This is a genomic window from Streptomyces sp. GC420, assembly GCF_009916105.1.
Classification (GTDB): Bacteria; Actinomycetota; Actinomycetes; order Streptomycetales; family Streptomycetaceae; genus Streptomyces.
Map to the genome: position 1 here is coordinate 1 of NZ_JAAAXQ010000030.1, position 19,200 is coordinate 19,200.

General features: G+C 71.3%; 16 protein-coding genes, 1 pseudogene and 1 riboswitch. Of the genes and pseudogenes, 10 read left to right on the plus strand and 7 right to left on the minus strand.

The window, feature by feature from the left end:
• Positions 1-326: pseudogene (locus GUY61_RS06350) on the minus strand (M23 family metallopeptidase); the annotation flags it as partial.
• Between the two features lie 346 nt (positions 327-672).
• On the opposite strand from GUY61_RS06350, the gene rpsB reads away from it, so the two are divergent.
• From rpsB to GUY61_RS06375, 5 genes are all read left to right on the plus strand, one after another.
• On the plus strand, positions 673-1,560 hold the full coding sequence (gene rpsB / locus GUY61_RS06355; RefSeq protein WP_166629064.1) for a 30S ribosomal protein S2: 888 nt from the start codon (positions 673-675) through the stop codon (positions 1,558-1,560).
• 100 nt (positions 1,561-1,660) lie between these two features.
• Positions 1,661-2,497, plus strand: coding sequence for a translation elongation factor Ts (gene tsf, locus GUY61_RS06360; RefSeq protein WP_166629065.1), 837 nt, complete (start codon positions 1,661-1,663; stop codon positions 2,495-2,497).
• Between the two features lie 160 nt (positions 2,498-2,657).
• Complete coding sequence (gene pyrH, locus GUY61_RS06365; RefSeq protein WP_166629066.1) at positions 2,658-3,428, plus strand: UMP kinase; 771 nt, start codon at positions 2,658-2,660, stop codon at positions 3,426-3,428.
• A gap of 208 nt (positions 3,429-3,636) precedes the next feature.
• Positions 3,637-4,194, plus strand: a complete 558-nt coding sequence (frr, locus tag GUY61_RS06370) for a ribosome recycling factor (RefSeq protein WP_166629067.1) — start codon at positions 3,637-3,639, stop codon at positions 4,192-4,194.
• The gene (locus tag GUY61_RS06375) at positions 4,194-5,315 is read left to right on the plus strand and encodes a phosphatidate cytidylyltransferase (protein ID WP_166629068.1); all 1,122 of its coding nucleotides are present in this window, start codon (positions 4,194-4,196) and stop codon (positions 5,313-5,315) included. Before frr ends, GUY61_RS06375 begins: the two co-directional genes overlap by 1 nt.
• Positions 5,316-6,039: 724 nt before the next feature.
• Here GUY61_RS06375 and GUY61_RS06380 read toward each other — a convergent pair.
• Positions 6,040-6,759, minus strand: coding sequence for an SDR family oxidoreductase (locus GUY61_RS06380; RefSeq protein WP_166629069.1), 720 nt, complete (start codon positions 6,757-6,759; stop codon positions 6,040-6,042).
• A 230-nt stretch (positions 6,760-6,989) separates the two neighbouring features.
• Here GUY61_RS06380 and rlmN point away from each other — a divergent pair, with 230 nt between their 5' ends.
• From rlmN to GUY61_RS06400, 4 genes are all read left to right on the plus strand, one after another.
• Positions 6,990-8,096 (plus strand): 23S rRNA (adenine(2503)-C(2))-methyltransferase RlmN, encoded by a 1,107-nt coding sequence (gene rlmN / locus GUY61_RS06385; protein WP_166629070.1) that lies wholly within the window; start codon positions 6,990-6,992, stop codon positions 8,094-8,096.
• A 51-nt stretch (positions 8,097-8,147) separates the two neighbouring features.
• A riboswitch (TPP riboswitch) is annotated at positions 8,148-8,255 on the plus strand.
• Positions 8,251-9,354 carry a thiamine ABC transporter substrate binding subunit gene (locus GUY61_RS06390; RefSeq protein WP_166629071.1) on the plus strand — a complete coding sequence of 368 codons (1,104 nt, stop codon included), beginning with the start codon at positions 8,251-8,253 and terminating at the stop codon, positions 9,352-9,354. (Overlaps the previous riboswitch by 5 nt.)
• Entirely contained in the window at positions 9,330-11,027 is a 1,698-nt protein-coding gene (locus GUY61_RS06395) for an iron ABC transporter permease (protein ID WP_166629072.1), read from the plus strand. Before GUY61_RS06390 ends, GUY61_RS06395 begins: the two co-directional genes overlap by 25 nt.
• Before the next feature lie 4 nt (positions 11,028-11,031).
• Complete coding sequence (locus GUY61_RS06400; protein ID WP_166629073.1) at positions 11,032-12,072, plus strand: ABC transporter ATP-binding protein; 1,041 nt, start codon at positions 11,032-11,034, stop codon at positions 12,070-12,072.
• 37 nt (positions 12,073-12,109) lie between these two features.
• Here GUY61_RS06400 and GUY61_RS06405 read toward each other — a convergent pair whose 3' ends face one another.
• The 5 genes from GUY61_RS06405 to GUY61_RS06425 form a co-directional block, all read right to left on the minus strand.
• On the minus strand, positions 12,110-13,225 hold the full coding sequence (locus GUY61_RS06405; protein ID WP_166629074.1) for an LOG family protein: 1,116 nt from the start codon (positions 13,223-13,225) through the stop codon (positions 12,110-12,112).
• Positions 13,226-13,632: 407 nt separating this feature from the next.
• The gene (locus tag GUY61_RS06410) at positions 13,633-14,790 is read right to left on the minus strand and encodes a hypothetical protein (protein ID WP_166629075.1); all 1,158 of its coding nucleotides are present in this window, start codon (positions 14,788-14,790) and stop codon (positions 13,633-13,635) included.
• The gene (locus GUY61_RS06415) at positions 14,772-15,536 is read right to left on the minus strand and encodes an ABC transporter ATP-binding protein (RefSeq protein ID WP_166629076.1); all 765 of its coding nucleotides are present in this window, start codon (positions 15,534-15,536) and stop codon (positions 14,772-14,774) included. The genes GUY61_RS06410 and GUY61_RS06415 overlap by 19 nt, the downstream gene beginning before the upstream one ends.
• Before the next feature lie 138 nt (positions 15,537-15,674).
• Entirely contained in the window at positions 15,675-17,054 is a 1,380-nt protein-coding gene (locus GUY61_RS06420; RefSeq protein WP_166629077.1) for an aspartate aminotransferase family protein, read from the minus strand.
• Complete coding sequence (locus tag GUY61_RS06425; RefSeq protein WP_166629078.1) at positions 17,039-17,551, minus strand: Lrp/AsnC family transcriptional regulator; 513 nt, start codon at positions 17,549-17,551, stop codon at positions 17,039-17,041. The genes GUY61_RS06420 and GUY61_RS06425 overlap by 16 nt, the downstream gene beginning before the upstream one ends.
• A 180-nt stretch (positions 17,552-17,731) precedes the next feature.
• On the opposite strand from GUY61_RS06425, the gene GUY61_RS06430 reads away from it, so the two are divergent.
• On the plus strand, positions 17,732-19,171 hold the full coding sequence (locus GUY61_RS06430; RefSeq protein WP_166629079.1) for a gamma-aminobutyraldehyde dehydrogenase: 1,440 nt from the start codon (positions 17,732-17,734) through the stop codon (positions 19,169-19,171).
• Positions 19,172-19,200 lie beyond the last annotated feature (29 nt).

The following is a 19,200-nucleotide window of genomic DNA, read 5'->3' on the forward strand; positions in this document are numbered from 1 at the left end:
GCCCCCCTTTCCACGCGGGCCCGCACCGGCCCGTACGTCGTGCGCAGCGGGGGATCGCCGGTGCCCGGCAGTTCCACGGAGACGACTCCCCGCCCGCCGACGGGTCCGGCGAACGACACCCGGCCCGCCACCGCCGCCCGTACTTCCGCGCGGGGCGCGGCCGCCAGGTCCACGCCCCGGTGGCCCGGGCCGTACGCCGAGAGCGGCGGTTCCCACCCGCGCAGCACCGCCGGGCGCCCGGCGATCGGCCACACCCCGTCCGCGGCGGCCGCGGATCCGGAGCACAGGGCGGACAACAGGCCGGAGAGCAGGAAAAGGGGGAGCATGGAAGAGGACACAGGGCGGCGGAAGCGGGCACGCGGTCCGGTTCGTCGGTCTTTGTTCATGCGGACACCGTGGCCCGGGACACGGCAGCGCAGGGGATCATGGCCGGGATCTGTGGACAACTCGGGGGTTGTGGACAACGGCGTCACCCGGGGGTGCGCCGGTCCCGTACACTTCTTGTGGCGATCCGGGTCACCGGGTCGACTTCGCACGCCCCGCCAACGGCAGCTCTCAGCGTCCGGCGGCCGCGCCCCTCGGTCCCGGAGGACCTCCGCAAGGAAGAACCCTCCGTGGCACGGCGCGTCGGGGCGTCAGGACACAACCGAGAAACCCAAGGAGAGTACGGCCATGGCCGTCGTCACGATGCGGGAGCTGCTGGAAAGCGGCGTCCACTTCGGTCACCAGACCCGCCGTTGGAACCCGAAGATGAAGCGCTTCATCTTCACCGAGCGCAACGGCATCTACATCATCGACCTGCTCCAGTCGCTGTCGTACATCGACCGCGCCTACGAGTTCGTCAAGGAGACCGTCGCCCACGGCGGCTCCATCATGTTCGTCGGTACGAAGAAGCAGGCGCAGGAGGCCATCGCCGAGCAGGCGACCCGCGTCGGCATGCCCTACGTCAACCAGCGCTGGCTGGGCGGCATGCTCACCAACTTCTCCACCGTCTACAAGCGTCTGCAGCGCCTCAAGGAGCTCGAGCAGATCGACTTCGAGGATGTGGCCGCGTCCGGCCTCACCAAGAAGGAGCTGCTGGTCCTCTCCCGCGAGAAGACCAAGCTCGAGAAGACCCTCGGCGGCATCCGCGACATGCAGAAGGTGCCCAGCGCCGTCTGGATCGTCGACACCAAGAAGGAGCACATCGCCGTCGGTGAGGCGCGCAAGCTCCACATCCCGGTCGTCGCGATCCTCGACACCAACTGCGACCCCGACGAGGTCGACTACAAGATCCCGGGCAACGACGACGCGATCCGCTCCGTCACGCTGCTCACCCGCGTGATCGCCGACGCCGTCGCCGAGGGCCTCATCGCCCGCTCCGGCGTCGCCACCGGCGACACCAAGCCGGGTGACAAGGCCGCCGGCGAGCCGCTCGCCGAGTGGGAGCGCGACCTGCTCGAGGGTGGCGAGAAGAAGGCGGACGCCGAGGGCGAGAAGCCGGCCGAGGCGGCTGCCGAGGCTCCCGCCGAGGCCCCGGCCGAGACCCCCGCCGCGGACGCCCCCGCCGAGCAGGCCTGACCCTCACGGTCACGGCTCACTTCGGTTGTTGACGGCGGGGGCCCACGCGCCCCCGCCGTTCACCCGTAGATCTTCGACTTCGAGAGAGATTCACGAAATCATGGCGAACTACACCGCCGCCGACGTCAAGAAGCTCCGTGAGCTCACGGGCGCCGGCATGATGGACTGCAAGAAGGCCCTGGACGAGGCCGAGGGCAACGTCGACAAGGCCGTCGAGATCCTCCGCGTCAAGGGCCAGAAGGGCGTCGCCAAGCGCGAGGGCCGCTCGGCCGAGAACGGCGCCGTCGTCTCCCTGATCGCCGACGACCACACCTCCGGCGTGCTGCTGGAGCTGAAGTGCGAGACCGACTTCGTCGCCAAGGGCGAGAAGTTCGTGTCGGCCGCCGAGGCGCTTGCCGCCCACGTCGCCGCGACCTCCCCGGCCGACCTGGAGGCCCTGCTCTCCTCCGAGATCGAGCCCGGCAAGACCGTCCAGGCGTACGTCGACGAGGCCAACGCCACCCTCGGCGAGAAGATCGTCCTGGACCGCTTCGCGCAGTTCACCGGCGGTTACGTGTCCGCGTACATGCACCGCACCAGCCCGGACCTCCCGCCGCAGGTCGGCGTCCTGGTGGAGCTGGACAAGGAGAACGCCGAGGTCGCCAAGGACGTCGCGCAGCACATCGCCGCCTTCGCCCCGAAGTACCTCTCCCGTGAGGACGTCCCGGCCGAGACCGTCGAGAACGAGCGCCGCGTCGCCGAGGCCACCTCCCGTGAGGAGGGCAAGCCCGAGGCCGCCCTGCCGAAGATCGTCGAGGGTCGCGTCAACGGCTTCTTCAAGGAGGTCGTCGTCCTCGAGCAGGCGTTCGCCAAGGACAACAAGAAGACCGTCCAGAAGGTTCTGGACGAGGCCGGTGTCACGCTGAAGCGCTTCGCGCGCATCCGCGTCGGCGCCTGAGCCACTACCTACCGCGATCGGACCACGACGCCGGTAGGGTCTGGCGCAGTCGTCCCGGCCGGCGCCGGACGACCGCAGATCTGACGAGGAGGCCATTGCCGCACAGGGACACCACCCCCACCGGCAATGGCCTCCTTCGTATGTGCACGAGGAGATCCCCATGAGCAAGGACGACAAGAGCGACAACGGCAAGGGTGACGACCCCAGGAAGGCCGGTCGTTATCTGCTGAAGCTCTCCGGCGAGGCGTTCGCCGGCGGCGGAGGGCTCGGCGTCGACCCCGATGTGGTGCACGCCATCGCCCGCGAGATCGCCGCGGTCGTCCGGGACGGGGCCCAGATCGCGGTCGTCATCGGCGGCGGCAACTTCTTCCGCGGCGCCGAACTGCAGGTACGCGGCATGGACCGGGCCCGCTCCGACTACATGGGCATGCTCGGCACCGTCATGAACTGCCTCGCCCTCCAGGACTTCCTGGAGAAGGAGGGCATCGACTCCCGCGTCCAGACCGCCATCACCATGGGCCAGGTCGCGGAGCCCTACATCCCGCTCCGGGCCGTCAGGCACCTGGAGAAGGGCCGCGTGGTCATCTTCGGCGCCGGTATGGGCATGCCGTACTTCTCCACCGACACCACCGCCGCCCAGCGCGCCCTGGAGATCGACGCCGAGGCGCTGCTCATGGGCAAGAACGGCGTGGACGGGGTGTACGACTCCGACCCCAAGACCAACCCGGACGCGGTGAAGTTCGACGCCCTGGAGTACGGCGAGGTCATCGCCCGCGACCTGAAGGTCGCGGACGCCACCGCCATCACCCTGTGCAGGGACAACAAGCTGCCGATCCTCGTCTTCGAACTGCTTGCCGCAGGCAATATCGCGCGCGCCGTGAAGGGTGAGAAGATCGGCACGCTGGTGAACGACCGGGGAACCCGGGCCTGACGGCCGAACCTGACGGTCCAAAGGGCCGCCCCGGGTCCGAAACGGGGATGGACAACCGCCTGCCGGTCGGACACCGTGCAGGAAGACGCACAGACCAGGCACACGCAGGCAGACGCACACGCAGGCAGACGCACGAGACGCAGGCGCACGCAGAAGTCGCACGCAGCAGGGGCGAGGCCGTGCTCACTCACAACACCAGGAGCAAGTGGTGATCGAAGAAATCCTCCTCGAAGCAGAGGAGAAAATGGAGAAGGCCGTCGTGGTCGCCAAGGAGGACTTCGCCGCGATCCGCACCGGCCGTGCGCACCCGGCGATGTTCAACAAGATCGTGGCCGACTACTACGGTGCGCTGACGCCGATCAACCAGCTGGCGTCCTTCTCGGTTCCGGAGCCCCGCATGGCGGTGGTGACACCGTTCGACAAGAGCGCGCTGCGCAACATCGAACAGGCGATCCGTGACTCCGACCTCGGCGTCAACCCGAGCAACGACGGCAACATCATCCGGGTGGTGTTCCCCGAGCTGACCGAGGAGCGCCGCCGCGACTACATCAAGGTCGCGAAGACCAAGGCCGAGGACGCCAAGATCTCGATCCGCTCCGTGCGCCGCAAGGCCAAGGACACGCTCGACAAGCTGGTCAAGGACAAGGAGACCGGCGAGGACGAGGTGCGCCGGGCCGAGAAGGAGCTCGACGACACCACCGCGAAGTACGTCGCGCAGGTGGACGAGCTGCTCAAGCACAAGGAAGCCGAGCTGCTCGAGGTCTGATGAACGACTCTTCCTGGAGGGCCCCTGCACAGGCCGGCACCGACCACGCCGGCTACTGGGGACCGCCCGAGACGGGAACCGCGTCGGCGGGTCCCGCGCACGAGGCGTACGGCGCGCACCAGACTCGCCCCATGCCCATCGTGCCCGACGCAGGCAGAGACGCGTACGACGGCGACGACCGTGACCACGACCGTGACCGGGGGGCCGCTCCGCTGAGCGGCCCCCCGTTCCGCGACAGCAACCAGCCGCAGGAGCCAATGCCCAGCCCCGAGCCGGCCGCTCCCGAGCCGGCACCTCAGAAGAAGCGCGCGGGCCGGGATCTGAGGGCCGCGATAGGAGTGGGCCTCGGTCTCGGCGCGGTGATCGTCGCCTCGCTCTTCTTCGAGAAGGCGATCTTCCTCGGCGTGATATCGGTCGCCGTGATCGTCGGGTTGTGGGAGCTGACCTCCAGGCTCAACGAGCGCAAGGGCATCAAGGCTCCGTTGGCGCCCCTGGTGGTCGGCGGCACGGCGATGGTCGTCGCCGGGTACGCACGGGGCCCCGAGGGCGCCTGGGTGGCGATGGCGCTGACCGCGCTCGCCGTCCTGGTCTGGCGGATGACGGAACCGCCGGAGGACTACCTCAGGGACGTCACGGCGGGGGTCTTCGCGGCCTTCTACGTGCCGTTCCTCGCCACGTTCGTGTCCCTCATGCTCGCGGCGGAGCCGGACGGCCACTGGCGGGTGCTCACCTTCCTGGTGCTGACGGTGGTCAGCGACACCGGCGCGTACGCCATCGGCTGGCGTTTCGGCACGCACAAGCTCGCTCCCCGCATCAGCCCCGGCAAGACCCGCGAGGGCCTGCTCGGCGCGGTGTCCTTCGCCATGGTCGGGGGCGCGCTGTGCATGCAGTTCCTCATCGAGGACGGCACCTGGTGGCAGGGCCTTCTCCTCGGCCTCGCGGTGGCCGCCAGCGCGACCCTGGGCGACCTCGGCGAGTCGATGATCAAGCGCGACCTCGGCATCAAGGACATGGGCACCCTGCTCCCCGGCCACGGCGGCATCATGGACCGCCTCGACTCCCTGCTGCCGACGGCACCGGTGGTCTGGCTCCTCCTGGTCGTCTTCGTCGGCGCCGGCTGACCGGTGTCGCCCCTCGTTCATCTCCCTCGCCGAACGGCGCCCGATCCAGGCCGATCCCGGCCGAAGCACCCCGGATACGCGAGTGCACAGGCCGTGCCGCGGGAGGAGGCCGGTTGCGCAATCGTGCGGCTGCTCACGGAGGGGGATGCACGGACAGCGGCGAAGAACCGGCGGAGCGAACCGGCCGGACGCAGAGTGCATCGAGCTCCGCACCGAGGCCCATCGTGTGGGGAGCGGCCATTCTGCCGGCCGTTCCGGTGGTCCTGCTCCATGTGATGCTGATGTTCCTCGGGTTGATCCTGCTCATTCACCTGGGCCGCTCAGAATCGCTCCCGGTGCCGGAGGGGGGACCCTCTCATTCTGCGGGCGGAATCGATCGCGGGTACGCGGGCGGATGATCAGGGCGGGCGGCTGGTGGTCCGGGCCGACGGCACGGCCACGTCGGACGGGGCGTGCGGCGACTTCGCCGACGGCGGTCTGAACAGCGTGCCCGCTCCGTACTCCGGTTCGGGCACATGGCACTCGTCCTGGTCCTCGCAGCTCCTCCACGACGGAGGTCCGGTTCGAGTTCCGGCCGAGTGGGGTGCGGACCACATACGAAGCACGGGTCACGACTGAACAGCCCATCCTGTGGCAGTACATCGGCGACCCGGACAACGGTGAGGTATGCGTCCTGGAGCAGGAGTCCTGACCGGTCCGCAAACCACCGCGGCGGCCGCGCAGGTCAGGTGAGCTGGACGCCGCCGTCGACGTCGACCACGGAGCCGGTGACGTAGCCGTTGGTCATCAAGAACACCGCGGTCGAGGCGATGTCCTCGGGCAGCCCGACGCGTGCGACGGGCACGCTGGCGACGTACTGGGACATTAAGCGCTGCCGCACATCCACCGGGACGTCCGCGAAGGCAGGGGTCTCGACCAGGCCGGGGGCGATGACGTTGACCCGCACCGGGGCCAGGTCGACGGCGTTGGCCTTGCCGAAGGCCTCCAGCGCGGCGTTGATCGCGGCCATGACCGGCCTCCCGGGGCCGTGCTTGCGGCTCGCGATGCCCCCGATCAGGACGATCGAGCCGTCCTTCGCGATGCGGTCCGCCGCAGCCCGCACCCCCTCGTAGGCGCCCCAGAACTTGGTGTCCATGAACGCCCGGGCGGCTACGGAGTCCAGTTCCCGCACGGTGCCCAGCGCCGTGGCGCCCGCCGACACCGCAAGGTGATCGAAGGGACCGACTCGTTCGAGCAGAGACTCGACCGAAGCCGCGGAGGTGATGTCGACCTGCTCGGCCGCCATTCCGGCGGGCACGGTGCCCGCCGCACGCCCGGGATTGCGGCTGGCCGCGGTGACCCGCGCCCCGGCGGCCAACGCGTGCTCGGCGATGGCCAGGCCGATACCGGAGGTGCCGCCGATCACGACTACGTGCTTGCCTGCCAGGGGACTGGCGATGTCCATGAGCGATGTCCTGTTCTCGCGCGGGCAATTGTGCGCGGACGGTACTTCCCGGCGCCTGCGGATCGGTTTAGCCGACACCATCGGGTGCCCGGTGATCAGTGGAACCCCTGGATGTTCCCGGGCCGTCGCCGGACCGTGCGAGGCGCCCATGACGGAGGACCGCGGGGGTGACCGTCGTTGCACCACTGTGGCCTGGGGCGCGCAGGGCGATCTGCGACACTGGACGGACCATGCCTGTACCCGGAGAACTCACTTTTGTCGCGCCGCGCGGAGCCAAGAAGCCGCCGCGGCATCTCGCCGATCTGACGCCCGCCGAGCGGCGGGAGGCGGTGGCCGCGATCGGGGAGAAGCCGTTTCGCGCCAAGCAGCTGTCGCAGCACTACTTCGCGCGGTACGCGCACGACCCCGAGCAGTGGACGGACATCCCCGCCGCGGCGCGGGGGAAGCTGCGGGAGGAGCTGCTGCCCGAGCTGATGGGCGTGGTGCGGCACATCTCGTGCGACGACGACACGACCCGGAAGACGCTGTGGCGGCTGTTCGACGGGACGCTCGTCGAGTCGGTGCTGATGCGGTACCCGGACCGGGTCACGATGTGCATCTCCTCGCAGGCGGGCTGCGGGATGAACTGTCCGTTCTGCGCCACGGGCCAGGCGGGGCTCGACCGCAACCTGTCGACTGCGGAGATCGTGCACCAGATCGTGGACGGGATGCGGGCGCTCCGGGACGGGGAGATCCCCGGCGGGCCCGCTCGGCTGAGCAACATCGTGTTCATGGGCATGGGCGAACCGCTCGCCAACTACAAGCGGGTGGTCGGCGCGATCCGCCGGCTGACGGACCCCGAGCCCGACGGCCTGGGACTGTCCCAGCGCGGCATCACCGTCTCCACGGTGGGCCTGGTCCCCGCGATGCTCCGCTTCGCGGACGAGGGCTTCAAGTGCAGGCTCGCGGTCTCGCTGCACGCCCCCGACGACGAGCTCCGCGACACACTGGTGCCGGTCAACACCCGCTGGAAGGTCCGCGAGGTGCTGGACGCGGCCTGGGAGTACGCCGACAGGAGCGGGCGGCGCGTCTCCGTCGAGTACGCGCTGATCCGGGACATCAACGACCAGGCGTGGCGCGGTGATCTGCTGGGCAGGCTGCTCAAGGGCAAGCGGGTCCATGTCAACCTCATCCCGCTGAACCCGACGCCGGGCTCGAAGTGGACGGCCTCGCGGCCGGAGGACGAGAAGGCGTTCGCCGAGGCCGTCGCCGCACACGGGGTGCCGGTGACGGTCCGGGACACCCGTGGCCAGGAGATCGACGGGGCCTGCGGGCAGCTGGCCGCGGCAGAGCGCTGACCACCGGTTTCGCGTCACGCGACGGCTGATACTGTGCCTTCGCACAATTGAACATTCCGACAGGGGAGCGCATTCGGCGCTGAGAGTGCGGCAGGTGGCCGCAGACCCTCAGGACCTGATCCGGGTCATACCGGCGTAGGGAGTCAGCTCGATCATGAACAGCCACATTCGGCGTGCCGTCGGCACCGCGCTCGCGGGTGCCCTGGGCGTCACCACCCTCACCGCCTGCGGATCCGACGACCCGTCCGCGGACGCGTCCGGCGGCACGGAGTCCAAGACGGTCACCCTCGTCAGCCACGACTCCTTCGCCGCCTCGGAGGACGTCCTCAAGGCGTTCACCGCGGAGACCGGCTACAAGGTGAAGGTCCTCAAGAGCGGGGACGCGGGCGCCGCGCTGAACCAGGAGATCCTCACCAAGGGCTCGCCGCGCGGAGACGTCTTCTTCGGCGTCGACAACACCCTGCTGTCGCGCGCCCTCGACAACGGCATCTTCACGCCGTACGAGGCGAAGGGCCTGGACGCCGTCCCCGCCGAGTTCCGGCTGGACAAGGACAACCGCGTCACCCCCGTCGACACCGGCGACATCTGCGTCAACTACGACAAGAAGTACTTCGCCGGCAAGAAGCTCGACCCGCCCGCCACCTTCGCGGACCTCGTCGAGCCGGAGTACCGGAACCTCCTCGTCACCGAGAACGCGGCGACCTCCTCGCCCGGCCTCGGCTTCCTCCTCGGCACGATCGGCGAGTACGGCGACGACGGCTGGCAGGACTACTGGAAGAAGCTGAAGGCCAACGGCGTCAAGGTCGTCGACGGCTGGGAGCAGGCCTACAACGAGGAGTTCTCCGGCTCCGCCGGCGGCAGGGAGGCGGGAGCCGACCGGCCGCTCGTCGTGTCGTACGCCTCCAGCCCGCCCGCCGAGGTCGTGTACGCCGATCCGCGGCCCAAGACCCCCGAGGACGCCCCGACCGGCGTCGCGACCGGCACGTGCTTCCGGCAGACCGAGTTCGCGGGCCTGCTCGACGGGGCGAGGAACGAGAAGGGCGGAAAGGCCCTGCTGGACTTCCTGATCAGCAAGAGGTTCCAGGAGGACATGCCGCTGAACATGTTCGTGAACCCGGTGGTCGAGGGGGCCGCACTGCCCGAGGTGTTCACCGAGTTCGGCGCGGAGGTCGACGACCCGGCCACGGTGGCCCCGGAGCGGATCGCCGAGAACCGCGAGCAGTGGGTCAGGACATGGTCCTCACTCGTGACGAGGTAGGAAGCCCCCCGCGCGGCCGGGCCGGGACCGGCCGCCGCGCCGCGGCGGCACGGGCCGGACTGCTGCTCCTGCCCGCCGCGTTCTTCGCGGTCTTCTTCGCCTGGCCCGTGGCCTCCATCGTCGGCCGCGGGCTGCGCACCGCGGACGGCTGGCAGTTCGGCCGGCTCGGCGAGGTGCTGGGCCGGCCCGACATGCTCGAGGTCGTCTGGTTCACCGTGTGGCAGGCCCTCGCCTCCACCGCGCTGACACTGCTGCTCGGACTGCCCGCCGCCTACGTGTTCGCACGCCTCGACTTCCCCGGCAAACGCGTGCTGTGTGCCGTGGTCACCGTCCCCTTCGTGCTGCCGACCGTTGTCGTCGGCACCGCCTTCCTGGCGCTGCTCGGCCGCGGCGGGCTGCTCGACGAGTGGTGGGGCCTGCGCCTGGACACCACCGTCTGGGCGATCCTCCTCGCGCATGTCTTCTTCAACTACGCCGTCGTCGTACGGACGGTCGGCGGACTGTGGTCCCAACTGGATCCGCGCCAGGAGGAGGCCGCCCGGGTCCTGGGGGCCGGCCGGTTCGCCGCCTGGCTGCGGGTGACGCTGCCCGCACTCGCCCCCTCCGTCGCCGCGGCCGCCCTCATGGTCTTCCTCTTCACCTTCACCTCCTTCGGCGTGGTCCAGATCCTCGGCGGACCGGCGTACTCCACGCTCGAGGTCGAGATCTACCGGCAGACCGCCCAGTTCCTCGACCTGCCCACCGCCGCCGTGCTCACCCTGCTGCAGTTCGCCGCCGTCGGCGCGATCCTCGCCGTGCACGCCGGGACCGTACGCCGCAGGGAGACCGCGCTGCGGCTGGTGGACGCCGCGGGGACCGCGCACCGGCCGCGCGGCAGAGGCCAGTGGACCCTGCTGGGCTCGGTGCTCCTCACCGTCGCAACGCTGGTCCTGGTGCCGCTCGGGGTCCTCGTGGAGCGCTCCCTCGACACGCCGGACGGCTACGGCTTCGCCTACTACCGGGCACTGGCCTCGGCGGACGGCGGTGTTTTCCTCGTGCCGCCCGTCGCGGCCGTCGGGAACTCGCTGTGGTACGCGATCGCCGCCACGGCCATCGCCCTCGTCGTGGGCGGGCTGGCCGCCGCGGCGCTCACCCGCCGCGCCGGACGGCTGGTCCGCGGCTTCGACGCGCTGCTGATGCTGCCCCTCGGCGTTTCCGCGGTCACGGTCGGCTTCGGCTTCCTGATCACCCTGGACGAGCCGCCGCTGGACCTGCGTACCTCATGGATCCTGGTGCCGCTCGCCCAGGCGCTCGTCGGCGTGCCCTTCGTCGTCCGCACCATGCTGCCGGTGCTGCGCGCGGTGGACGCCCGGCTGCGCGAGGCGGCTGCGGTGCTCGGCGCCTCACCGCTGCGGGCCTGGCGCGAGGTGGACCTGCCGCTGGTGCGGCGGGCGCTGCTCGTCGCCGCCGGGTTCGCCTTCGCCGTGTCGCTGGGCGAGTTCGGGGCGACCGTCTTCATCGCCCGGCCGGACAATCCCACGCTGCCGGTGGCCGTGGCGCGGCTGCTCGGGCGGGCGGGCGAACTCAACTACGGGCAGGCCATGGCGCTCAGCACGATCCTGATGGCGGTCTGCGCGACCGCGCTGCTGCTCCTTGAACGCATCCGTGTCGCCGACCGCTCCGGGGAGTTCTGATCAGATGCTGCTGAAGCTGGAATCGGCGACGGTGCGCTTCGGCGGGCGGGCGGCGCTCGACGCGGTCGACCTGGCCGTGGCCGAGCACGAGATCGTCTGCGTGCTAGGGCCGAGCGGCAGCGGGAAGTCGACACTGCTGCGGGCCGTGGCGGGACTCCAGGACCTGGACGCGGGCCGTGTGCTGCTGGACGGCGCCGACCAGACGCGGGTACCCGTGCACAAGCGCGGTGTCGGCCTGATGTTCCAGGACCACCAGCTGTTCCCGCAGCAGGACGTGGCGGGGAACGTCGCGTTCGGGCTGCGCATGCACGGCGTGCCGAAGGACGAACAGGCGCGGCGCGTCGCCGGGTTGCTGGAACTCGTCGGGCTGCCCGGGGCCGGGCCGCGCGCCGTCGCGGCCCTGTCGGGCGGCGAGCAGCAGCGGGTCGCGCTGGCCAGGGCGCTGGCGCCCCGGCCCCGGCTGCTGATGCTGGACGAGCCGCTCGGGCAGCTCGACCGTACGCTCAGGGAGCGGCTGGTCGTCGAACTGCGGCAGCTGTTCCGGCGGCTGGGCACGACGGTGCTGGCCGTCACCCACGACCAGGGAGAGGCGCTCGCCCTGGCCGACCGCGTCGTCGTGATGCGGGAGGGCCGGATCGCGCAGACCGGCAGCCCGCTCCAGGTGTGGCGGCACCCCGCCTCCGAGTTCGTCGCCCGCTTCCTCGGCTTCGACAACGTCGTCCCGGCCACGGTCGCCGGTGAGGCCGCCGACACCCCGTGGGGCAAGGTGCCGGTGCCCGCCGGTTCGCCGCAGGGCGAGGTGAGACTCCTGATCAGACCCCCCGGGGTGGGGTTGGTGGCGGTCACGGACGGGCCCGCCTGCACGGTCCGGGCGCGTACCTTCCGCGGTACCCACGTCGCCGTACTGCTGCGGCCGGACAGCGGCCCGGTGCTGGAGGCGGAGTGCACGCTGCGGGACGCGCCGGAGATCGGGGCGCGGGTCGGAGCCGCCTTCGACGCCGGGGAGGTCGTCGTCCTCCCCGGGGAACCGGGGAGCCCTCGGTGACCGCGGCGTCCCCGGTGACCGCGGCGCACGGGCGGCCCTACGCCGCGAGCAGGCGGGACAGCGCCGCAGGCGCCTCCGAGACCGAGTCGACCAGCGCGATACGGGACTCCATGGGCAGCCCCGCCGCCAGGGACCGCAGCAGTGGCCAGACCGGCAGGCGCTCCGTCCAGTGCGCGCGGTCCACCAGCACCATCGGCGTGGGGCCGCCGCGCGACTCGTAGTAGTTCGGCGTCGCGTTGTCGAAGACCTCCTGCACGGTCCCGGCGGCGCCCGGCAGGAAGACGACACCGGCGTTGCAGCGCGCCAGCAGCCCGTCCTCGCGGGTGGCGTTGGCGAAGTACTTCGCTATGTGACGCGCGAACGGGTTCGGCGGCTCGTGTCCGTAGAACCAGGTGGGAATACCGATCGATGCCCCGCCCTCCGGCCGGCGCGCCCTCACCTCGAAGGCCGCACGCGCCCAGTCGGAGACCGAAGGCGCGTACGACGGCGCCTTCGCGAGGAGCCGCAGAGCCTCGTCGAGCGCCCCGTCCTGGTACGGGGCCAGGTGAGCGCCGAGGTTCGCCGCCTCCATCGCGCCCGGCCCGCCGCCCGTGGCGACGGTCAGCCCGGCCCGGGTCAGCTCCCGGCCGAGCCGCGCCGCGCCCGCGTACGCCTCGCTGCCGCGGGCCATCGCGTGCCCGCCCATGACGCCCACGACCCGCAGGCCGTCGAGGAGTTCGTCGAGGGCGTCGGACATGGCGTCGTCGTGGACGGCGCGCAGCATGGAGGCGCGGATGTCCCCGTCCGCCCTGGTCCGCCGGAACCATGCGTAGGTGCGGGCGTCGGGCGTCGCCTCGTATCCCTCGCCGATGCCGGCGAACAGCTCGCCTGGGCTGTACAGCCGCGCCCGGTACGGGTCGAAGGGCAGGTCGGGCACGGGAGGGAAGACCAGAGCCCCGTCGGCGCGCACCTTGGCGGCGGCGTCCGGCTGCATGGGGCAGCCGAGGAACGAGGCGCCGGAGGTGTCGGTGCGCAGCAGCGCGAAGGTGCGCCCGGTCAGATCCACGGACTGGACGCGGTGCCCGGCGAGATCGCCGTGCGCCACCGCACGGTCGAAGTCCTCCAGGCTCTCGATCTCCCGGTCGCGCCGCCCGGGCCCGTGTCGGTCCGTCACCCGCCCCACGATAGGCCGTGCTGGCGCACGGCAGACGGGCCCACCGGGCCCGCCCCCGGAGCGGGCCACCGGCCGGGGGCCCGCTCCGGGACTGGCGTCGGCCGTGGACGCGTGGTGTCAGGTTGGCCGCGGGCGGACTTCCGAAGAAACGGGCCGAGCCGCAGCCCGGGGTGCGGGGCTGCGCGGGGGGAGAGCCGGAGGCACGGGCCGGGACCGAAGAGGGCCGCGTCGCGCACGGCGCGGTCATGCCGGGACGTTGCACGGTCCGGGCGGGGAGGGCCCGTACCGTTCCCGTTCCCGTTCCCGTTCTCGGAGCCGGAGCCGGAGCCGGAGCCGGAGCCGGAGCCGGAGCCGGAGCTCGAGCCCGGACCGGGGCCACCGCCCGCGGAGCCGGGGTCCGGTTCCGGTCAGCGGGTCATCGGGAGGGCTGTCAGGTGGGCGACCGCCCAGGTCAGGGGGCCGAAGAGCATGAGCAGCACGGCGGCGCGGAGGGCTGCCGCGCCCCGGAGCACGGCGGCGGGTGTGCCGATCCTGAGCAGCGCGTCGGTGGTGGCGGTTCGCGCGAGGCGGGTCTCGGCGGCCGCGGTGAGCAGCGTGGCCGCGGTGCAGCCCAGCACCAGCGCGACCCCGAGAGCGGTCGGCGGACCGGGGGGCGCCGCGGACGCGGTGGAGTGGAGGTCGGACGCGGCCAGGGCCACGGTGGTGACCGCGCAGAGCACGCCGAGCGGCCGGCCGATGCGTCGTGCCTCCTGCTGCAGCGCGCGGCCGGCGAGCAGCCGTACGGGCCCGGGACGCACCGCGGACAGCAGACGGCCGCAGGCGTGGGTCAGCCCCGGACCCGCGACGGCCAGGCCCAGGGCCGCCAGAGCCCAGCCCGCCGGCACCCAGGCGGAGCCGCCGCGCAGTGCTTCGAGCCCGGCTCCCGCGGTGCCGTTCCGGGTCGCGTACGTCTCGAAGGCCAGGCCGGCGGCGGTCAGGGCCGCGCCCCACGGGAGGCCCGCGGGGACAGCGGCGGGCGCGTCCGCCGCCGGCCCGGAGGCCCGGGCCGGCCCGGTGTCGCGGGGGCGGAGCGCGTGGGCGGTCGCGGCGGATGCGACGGCGGGGACCAGCGCCAGCAGGGTGAGCGTGGCGGGCAGGGGGAGGGGCCGGCCGCCGGCGAGGATTCCCGCGCCCGCCCCGTCGAAGGGCAGCCCCGTGATGTCGCCGCGCAGATGCAGGGCGACCAGCAGGGCGGTCGTGCTGCCCAGGGCGCAGGACAGGGCCGTGGTGGTGGCGGTGAGCATCGCGATGCCCACCGGGCCGAGGCCCGCGGCGAGGAGTCCGGAACGCGCCCGGGTGCCGGGGCCGGTGCGGGCCACCGCGACGGCGAGGTTCACGGTCGCCGCCAGGGGCACGGCGCACCAGGCCAGCCGCAGCAGCGATTCTCCGGGGGAGCCGGGGTGGCTCAGGGCGTACGCCAGCGCGCACAGCAGCAGGAACCCCGTGCCGGCGGAGGCTGCCGCGACCAGCAGCCTGGGCAGCAGGACGAGGGGGTGGGAGCCGGGGATCAGACGGAGAGCGAGCACGACGCCCGGCCTTCGGTCGTGGGGCCCTCGGGCGCGGTGTCCCCGGCGGAGGGGGAGTCGTGCCGGCGTCCGTCGAGCAGTGCGAAGGACCGGTCGGCGACCCGCGCCACCTCGTCGTCGTGCGTGGCCAGCAGGACGGTGATTCCGTGGGAGCGGGCCGCGCTCGCGAGGGTGCGCAGCACGTGGGTGTGGTCGGCCCGGTGCAGTGCGGCGGTCGGCTCGTCCGCGAAGAGGACGGCCGGCGTGGCGGCGAGCGCGCGGGCGACGCAGACGCGCTGCCGCTCGGCCTGGCTCAGCGCGGCGGGGCTCCGCCGGGCGACGCGTCCGATGTCGAGGCGCTCCAGCCATTCCGTGGCGGCGGACCTGGCGGCGCGGTGCGAGGAGCCGCGCAGCAGCAGCGGCAGCGCGGCGTTCTCCCAGGCCCGCAGTTCCGGCACCAGGTGAGGTTCGGGGTCGATCCAGCCGAACCGTTCGAGACGCAGCCGTTCCCGTGCGGCGTGCCGCAGGGTGTGCAGGGGAGTGCCGTTGAACCGGATCTCGCCCTGCTGCGGCACGAGCAGGCCGGACAGGCAGCGCAGCAGTGTCGTCTTGCCGCTGCCGCGCGGTCCGGTGACGGCCAGGACCTCGCCGGTGCGGACGCCGATGGAGAGGCCGGTGAGCGCGGGGCCCGCGGCGTTGTACGAGTAGTGGAGGGAGCGTGCCCAGAGCACGTCGTTGTCCGGCGGGGAGTCCGGTGGGGCCACCATGGCGTACACCTCGGTTCAGTCACGTACCGCTGTCCGTTCCCCCGTCCGGGGGAACGAAGAGAAGGGCGATCGGTCACTGGCACCGTAGGTTTCCCGCCGGGCCGGGGAGTCGCGGGGGCACGGGCGTGCCCGCCGGGCTCAGAGCCTGGTCCAGGCCTCCGTGAGCGTGGCCCGCAGGATCTGCTCGATCTCGTCGAAGGTGCTCTGGTCGGAGATCAGCGGCGGGGCGAGCTGGACGACCGGGTCGCCGCGGTCGTCGGCGCGGCAGTACAGGCCGTTGTCGAAGAGGGCCTTGGAGAGGAAGCCGTACAGGACGCGCTCGGTCTCCTCCTCGTTGAAGCTCTCCTTCGTGGCCTTGTCCTTGACCAGCTCGATGCCGTAGAAGTACCCGTTGCCGCGGACGTCGCCGACGATGGGCAGGTCGTGCAGCTTCTCCAGCGTGGCGCGGAAGGCGCCCTCGTTGTCGAGGACGTGCTGGTTGAGGTTCTCCCGCTCGAAGATGTCGAGGTTGGCCAGGCCCACGGCCGCCGAGACCGGGTGGCCGCCGAAGGTGTAGCCGTGAAGGAACACGTTGTCGCCGCCGTAGAAGGGCTCGGCGAGGCGGTCGGAGACGATGCACGCGCCGATCGGGGAGTAGCCCGAGGTCATGCCCTTGGCGCAGGTGATCATGTCCGGGACGTAGCCGAACTTGTCGCAGGCGAAGGTGGTGCCGAGGCGGCCGAAGGCGCAGATGACCTCGTCGGAGACCAGCAGCACGTCGTACTGGTCGCAGATCTCGCGGACCCGCTGGAAGTACCCCGGCGGGGGCGGGAAGCAGCCGCCGGCGTTCTGCACGGGCTCGAGGAAGACCGCGGCGACGGTGTCCGGGCCCTCGAAGAGGATCTGCTGCTCGATCTGGTCGGCGGCCCAGCGGCCGAAGGCCTCCGGGTCGTCGCCGTGGATCGGGGCGCGGTAGAGGTTGGTGTTGGGGACCTTGTGGGCGCCGGGGACCAGCGGCTCGAACGGGGCCTTCAGGGCCGGCAGGCCGGTGATGGACAGGGCGCCCTGCGGGGTGCCGTGGTAGGCCACGGCGCGCGATATGACCTTGTACTTGGTCGGCTTGCCGATGAGCTTGAAGTACTGCTTGGCGAGCTTCCAGGCGGTCTCGACCGCCTCGCCGCCGCCGGTGGTGAAGAAGACCTTGTTCAGGTCGCCCGGTGCCTCGTTCGCGAGCCGCTCGGCCAGTTCGACGGCCTTCGGGTGGGCGTAGGACCACACCGGGAAGAAGGCCAGTTCCTGGGCCTGCTTGTACGCCGTCTCGGCCAGCTCGGTCCGGCCGTGACCCGCCTGGACCACGAAGAGCCCCGCGAGGCCGTCGAGGTAGCGCTTGCCCTTGTCGTCGTAGATGTGGGTGCCCTCGCCGCGCACGATGGTGGGCACGGGGGCGTTCTCGTACGAGGACATGCGGGTGAAGTGCATCCACAAGTGGTCGTACGCGGTTCGGCTGAGGTCCTTGCTCACGGTTATCGGGTTCCCCACATGTAGGTCTGCTTCTTCAGCTTCAGGTAGACGAAGCTCTCGGTGGAGCGCACTCCCGGGAGGGTCCGGATGCGTTTGTTGATCACTTCGAGGAGGTGGTCGTCGTCCTCGCAGACGATCTCCACCAGCAGGTCGAAGGAGCCTGCGGTGACGACGACGTATTCGACTTCCGCCATGGCCGTCAGCGCGTCCGCCACGGGGTCGAGGTCGCCTTCGACGTTGATGCCGAGCATCGCCTGGCGCCGGAATCCGACGGTGAGCGGATCGGTGACGGCGACGATCTGCATCACGCCCTGGTCGAGCAGCTTCTGGACGCGCTGCCGCACGGCCGCCTCGGAAAGGCCGACGGCCTTGCCGATCGCGGCGTACGGACGCCGCCCGTCCTCCTGGAGCTGCTCGATGATCGCCAGTGAGACGGCGTCGACGGGGGGCGAGCCGTTCCCGTTCCTGAATTCCGCGCTGCCTGCGCTGCGAGTGGCCACGGCCTCACTGTGCACGAGACATCGTCGGTCTTGCAAGCCCAGATCGATGAAATTCGTTGTTACGGGTACGCAATCTGACTGAATCCGAAGTTGATGGGTGCTGGGTATGTTGATTACGTCGCTTCACGAACTAGGGTGGGTGTCTCACCCATCGGACCCACCGGACACCGACAGCACTGACAGGGAGGGGTGGCTGTGACCACCGAGCTGCGCCGTCTGCGCAACTACATCAACGGGGAGTTCCAGGACGCCGCCGACGGCCGTACGACCGACGTGGTCAACCCCGCCACCGGCGAGACCTACGCCACGGCGCCGCTGTCCGGCCAGGCGGACGTCGACGCGGCCATGGAGGCCGCCGCGGCAGCCTTCCCCGGCTGGCGCGACACCACGCCCGCCGAGCGGCAGAAGGCGCTGCTGAAGATCGCCGACGCCTTCGAGGCCAGGGCAGAGGAGCTGATCGCGGCCGAGAGCGAGAACACCGGCAAGCCGCTGGCTCTCACCGCCAGCGAGGAGATCCCGCCGATGGTGGACCAGATCCGCTTCTTCGCGGGCGCGGCGCGCATGCTCGAGGGCCGCTCCGCCGGTGAGTACATGGAGGGCATGACCTCGATCATCCGGCGTGAGCCGGTCGGCGTCTGCGCCCAGGTGGCCCCGTGGAACTACCCGATGATGATGGCCGTGTGGAAGTTCGCCCCGGCGATCGCCGCGGGCAACACCGTCGTCCTCAAGCCCTCGGACACCACCCCGGCCTCGACCGTCCTGATCGCCGAGATCCTCGGCGAGATCCTGCCCAAGGGCGTCTTCAACGTCGTCTGCGGCGACCGTGAGACCGGCCGCATGATGGTCGAGCACCCCGTTCCGGCGATGGCCTCCATCACCGGTTCGGTACGCGCCGGCATCCAGGTCGCGGGCTCCGCGGCCAAGGACGTCAAGCGCGTCCACCTGGAGCTGGGCGGCAAGGCCCCGGTGGTCGTCTTCGAGGACGCGGACATCCCGAAGGCCGTCGAGGACATCGCCGTCGCGGGCTACTTCAACGCCGGCCAGGACTGCACCGCCGCCACGCGCGTGCTCGTGCACGAGTCGATCCACGACGAGTTCGTCGCTGCCCTCGCCAAGGCCGCGGCCGACACCAAGACGGGTGCCCCGGACGACGAGGACGTCCTCTTCGGCCCGCTGAACAACCCCAACCAGCTCGCGCAGGTCTCCGGCTTCGTCGAGCGGCTGCCCGCGCACGCCAAGGTCGAGGCGGGCGGCCACCGGGTCGGCGACAAGGGCTACTTCTACGCGCCCACCGTCGTCTCCGGTCTGAAGCAGGACGACGAGATCATCCAGAACGAGGTCTTCGGGCCCGTCATCACCGTCCAGTCCTTCAGCGACGAGGCCCAGGCCCTGGAGTACGCCAACGGCGTGGAGTACGCCCTCGCCTCCTCCGTGTGGACGAAGGACCACGCCCGCGCCATGCGCATGTCCAAGAACCTCGACTTCGGCTGTGTGTGGATCAACACCCACATCCCGCTGGTCGCGGAGATGCCGCACGGCGGCTTCAAGAAGTCCGGCTACGGCAAGGACCTCTCGGCGTACGGCTTCGACGACTACACGCGCATCAAGCACGTGATGACCTCGATCGAGGGCTGACGAGCGCCGCGCCGTCCGGCTGACGAAGG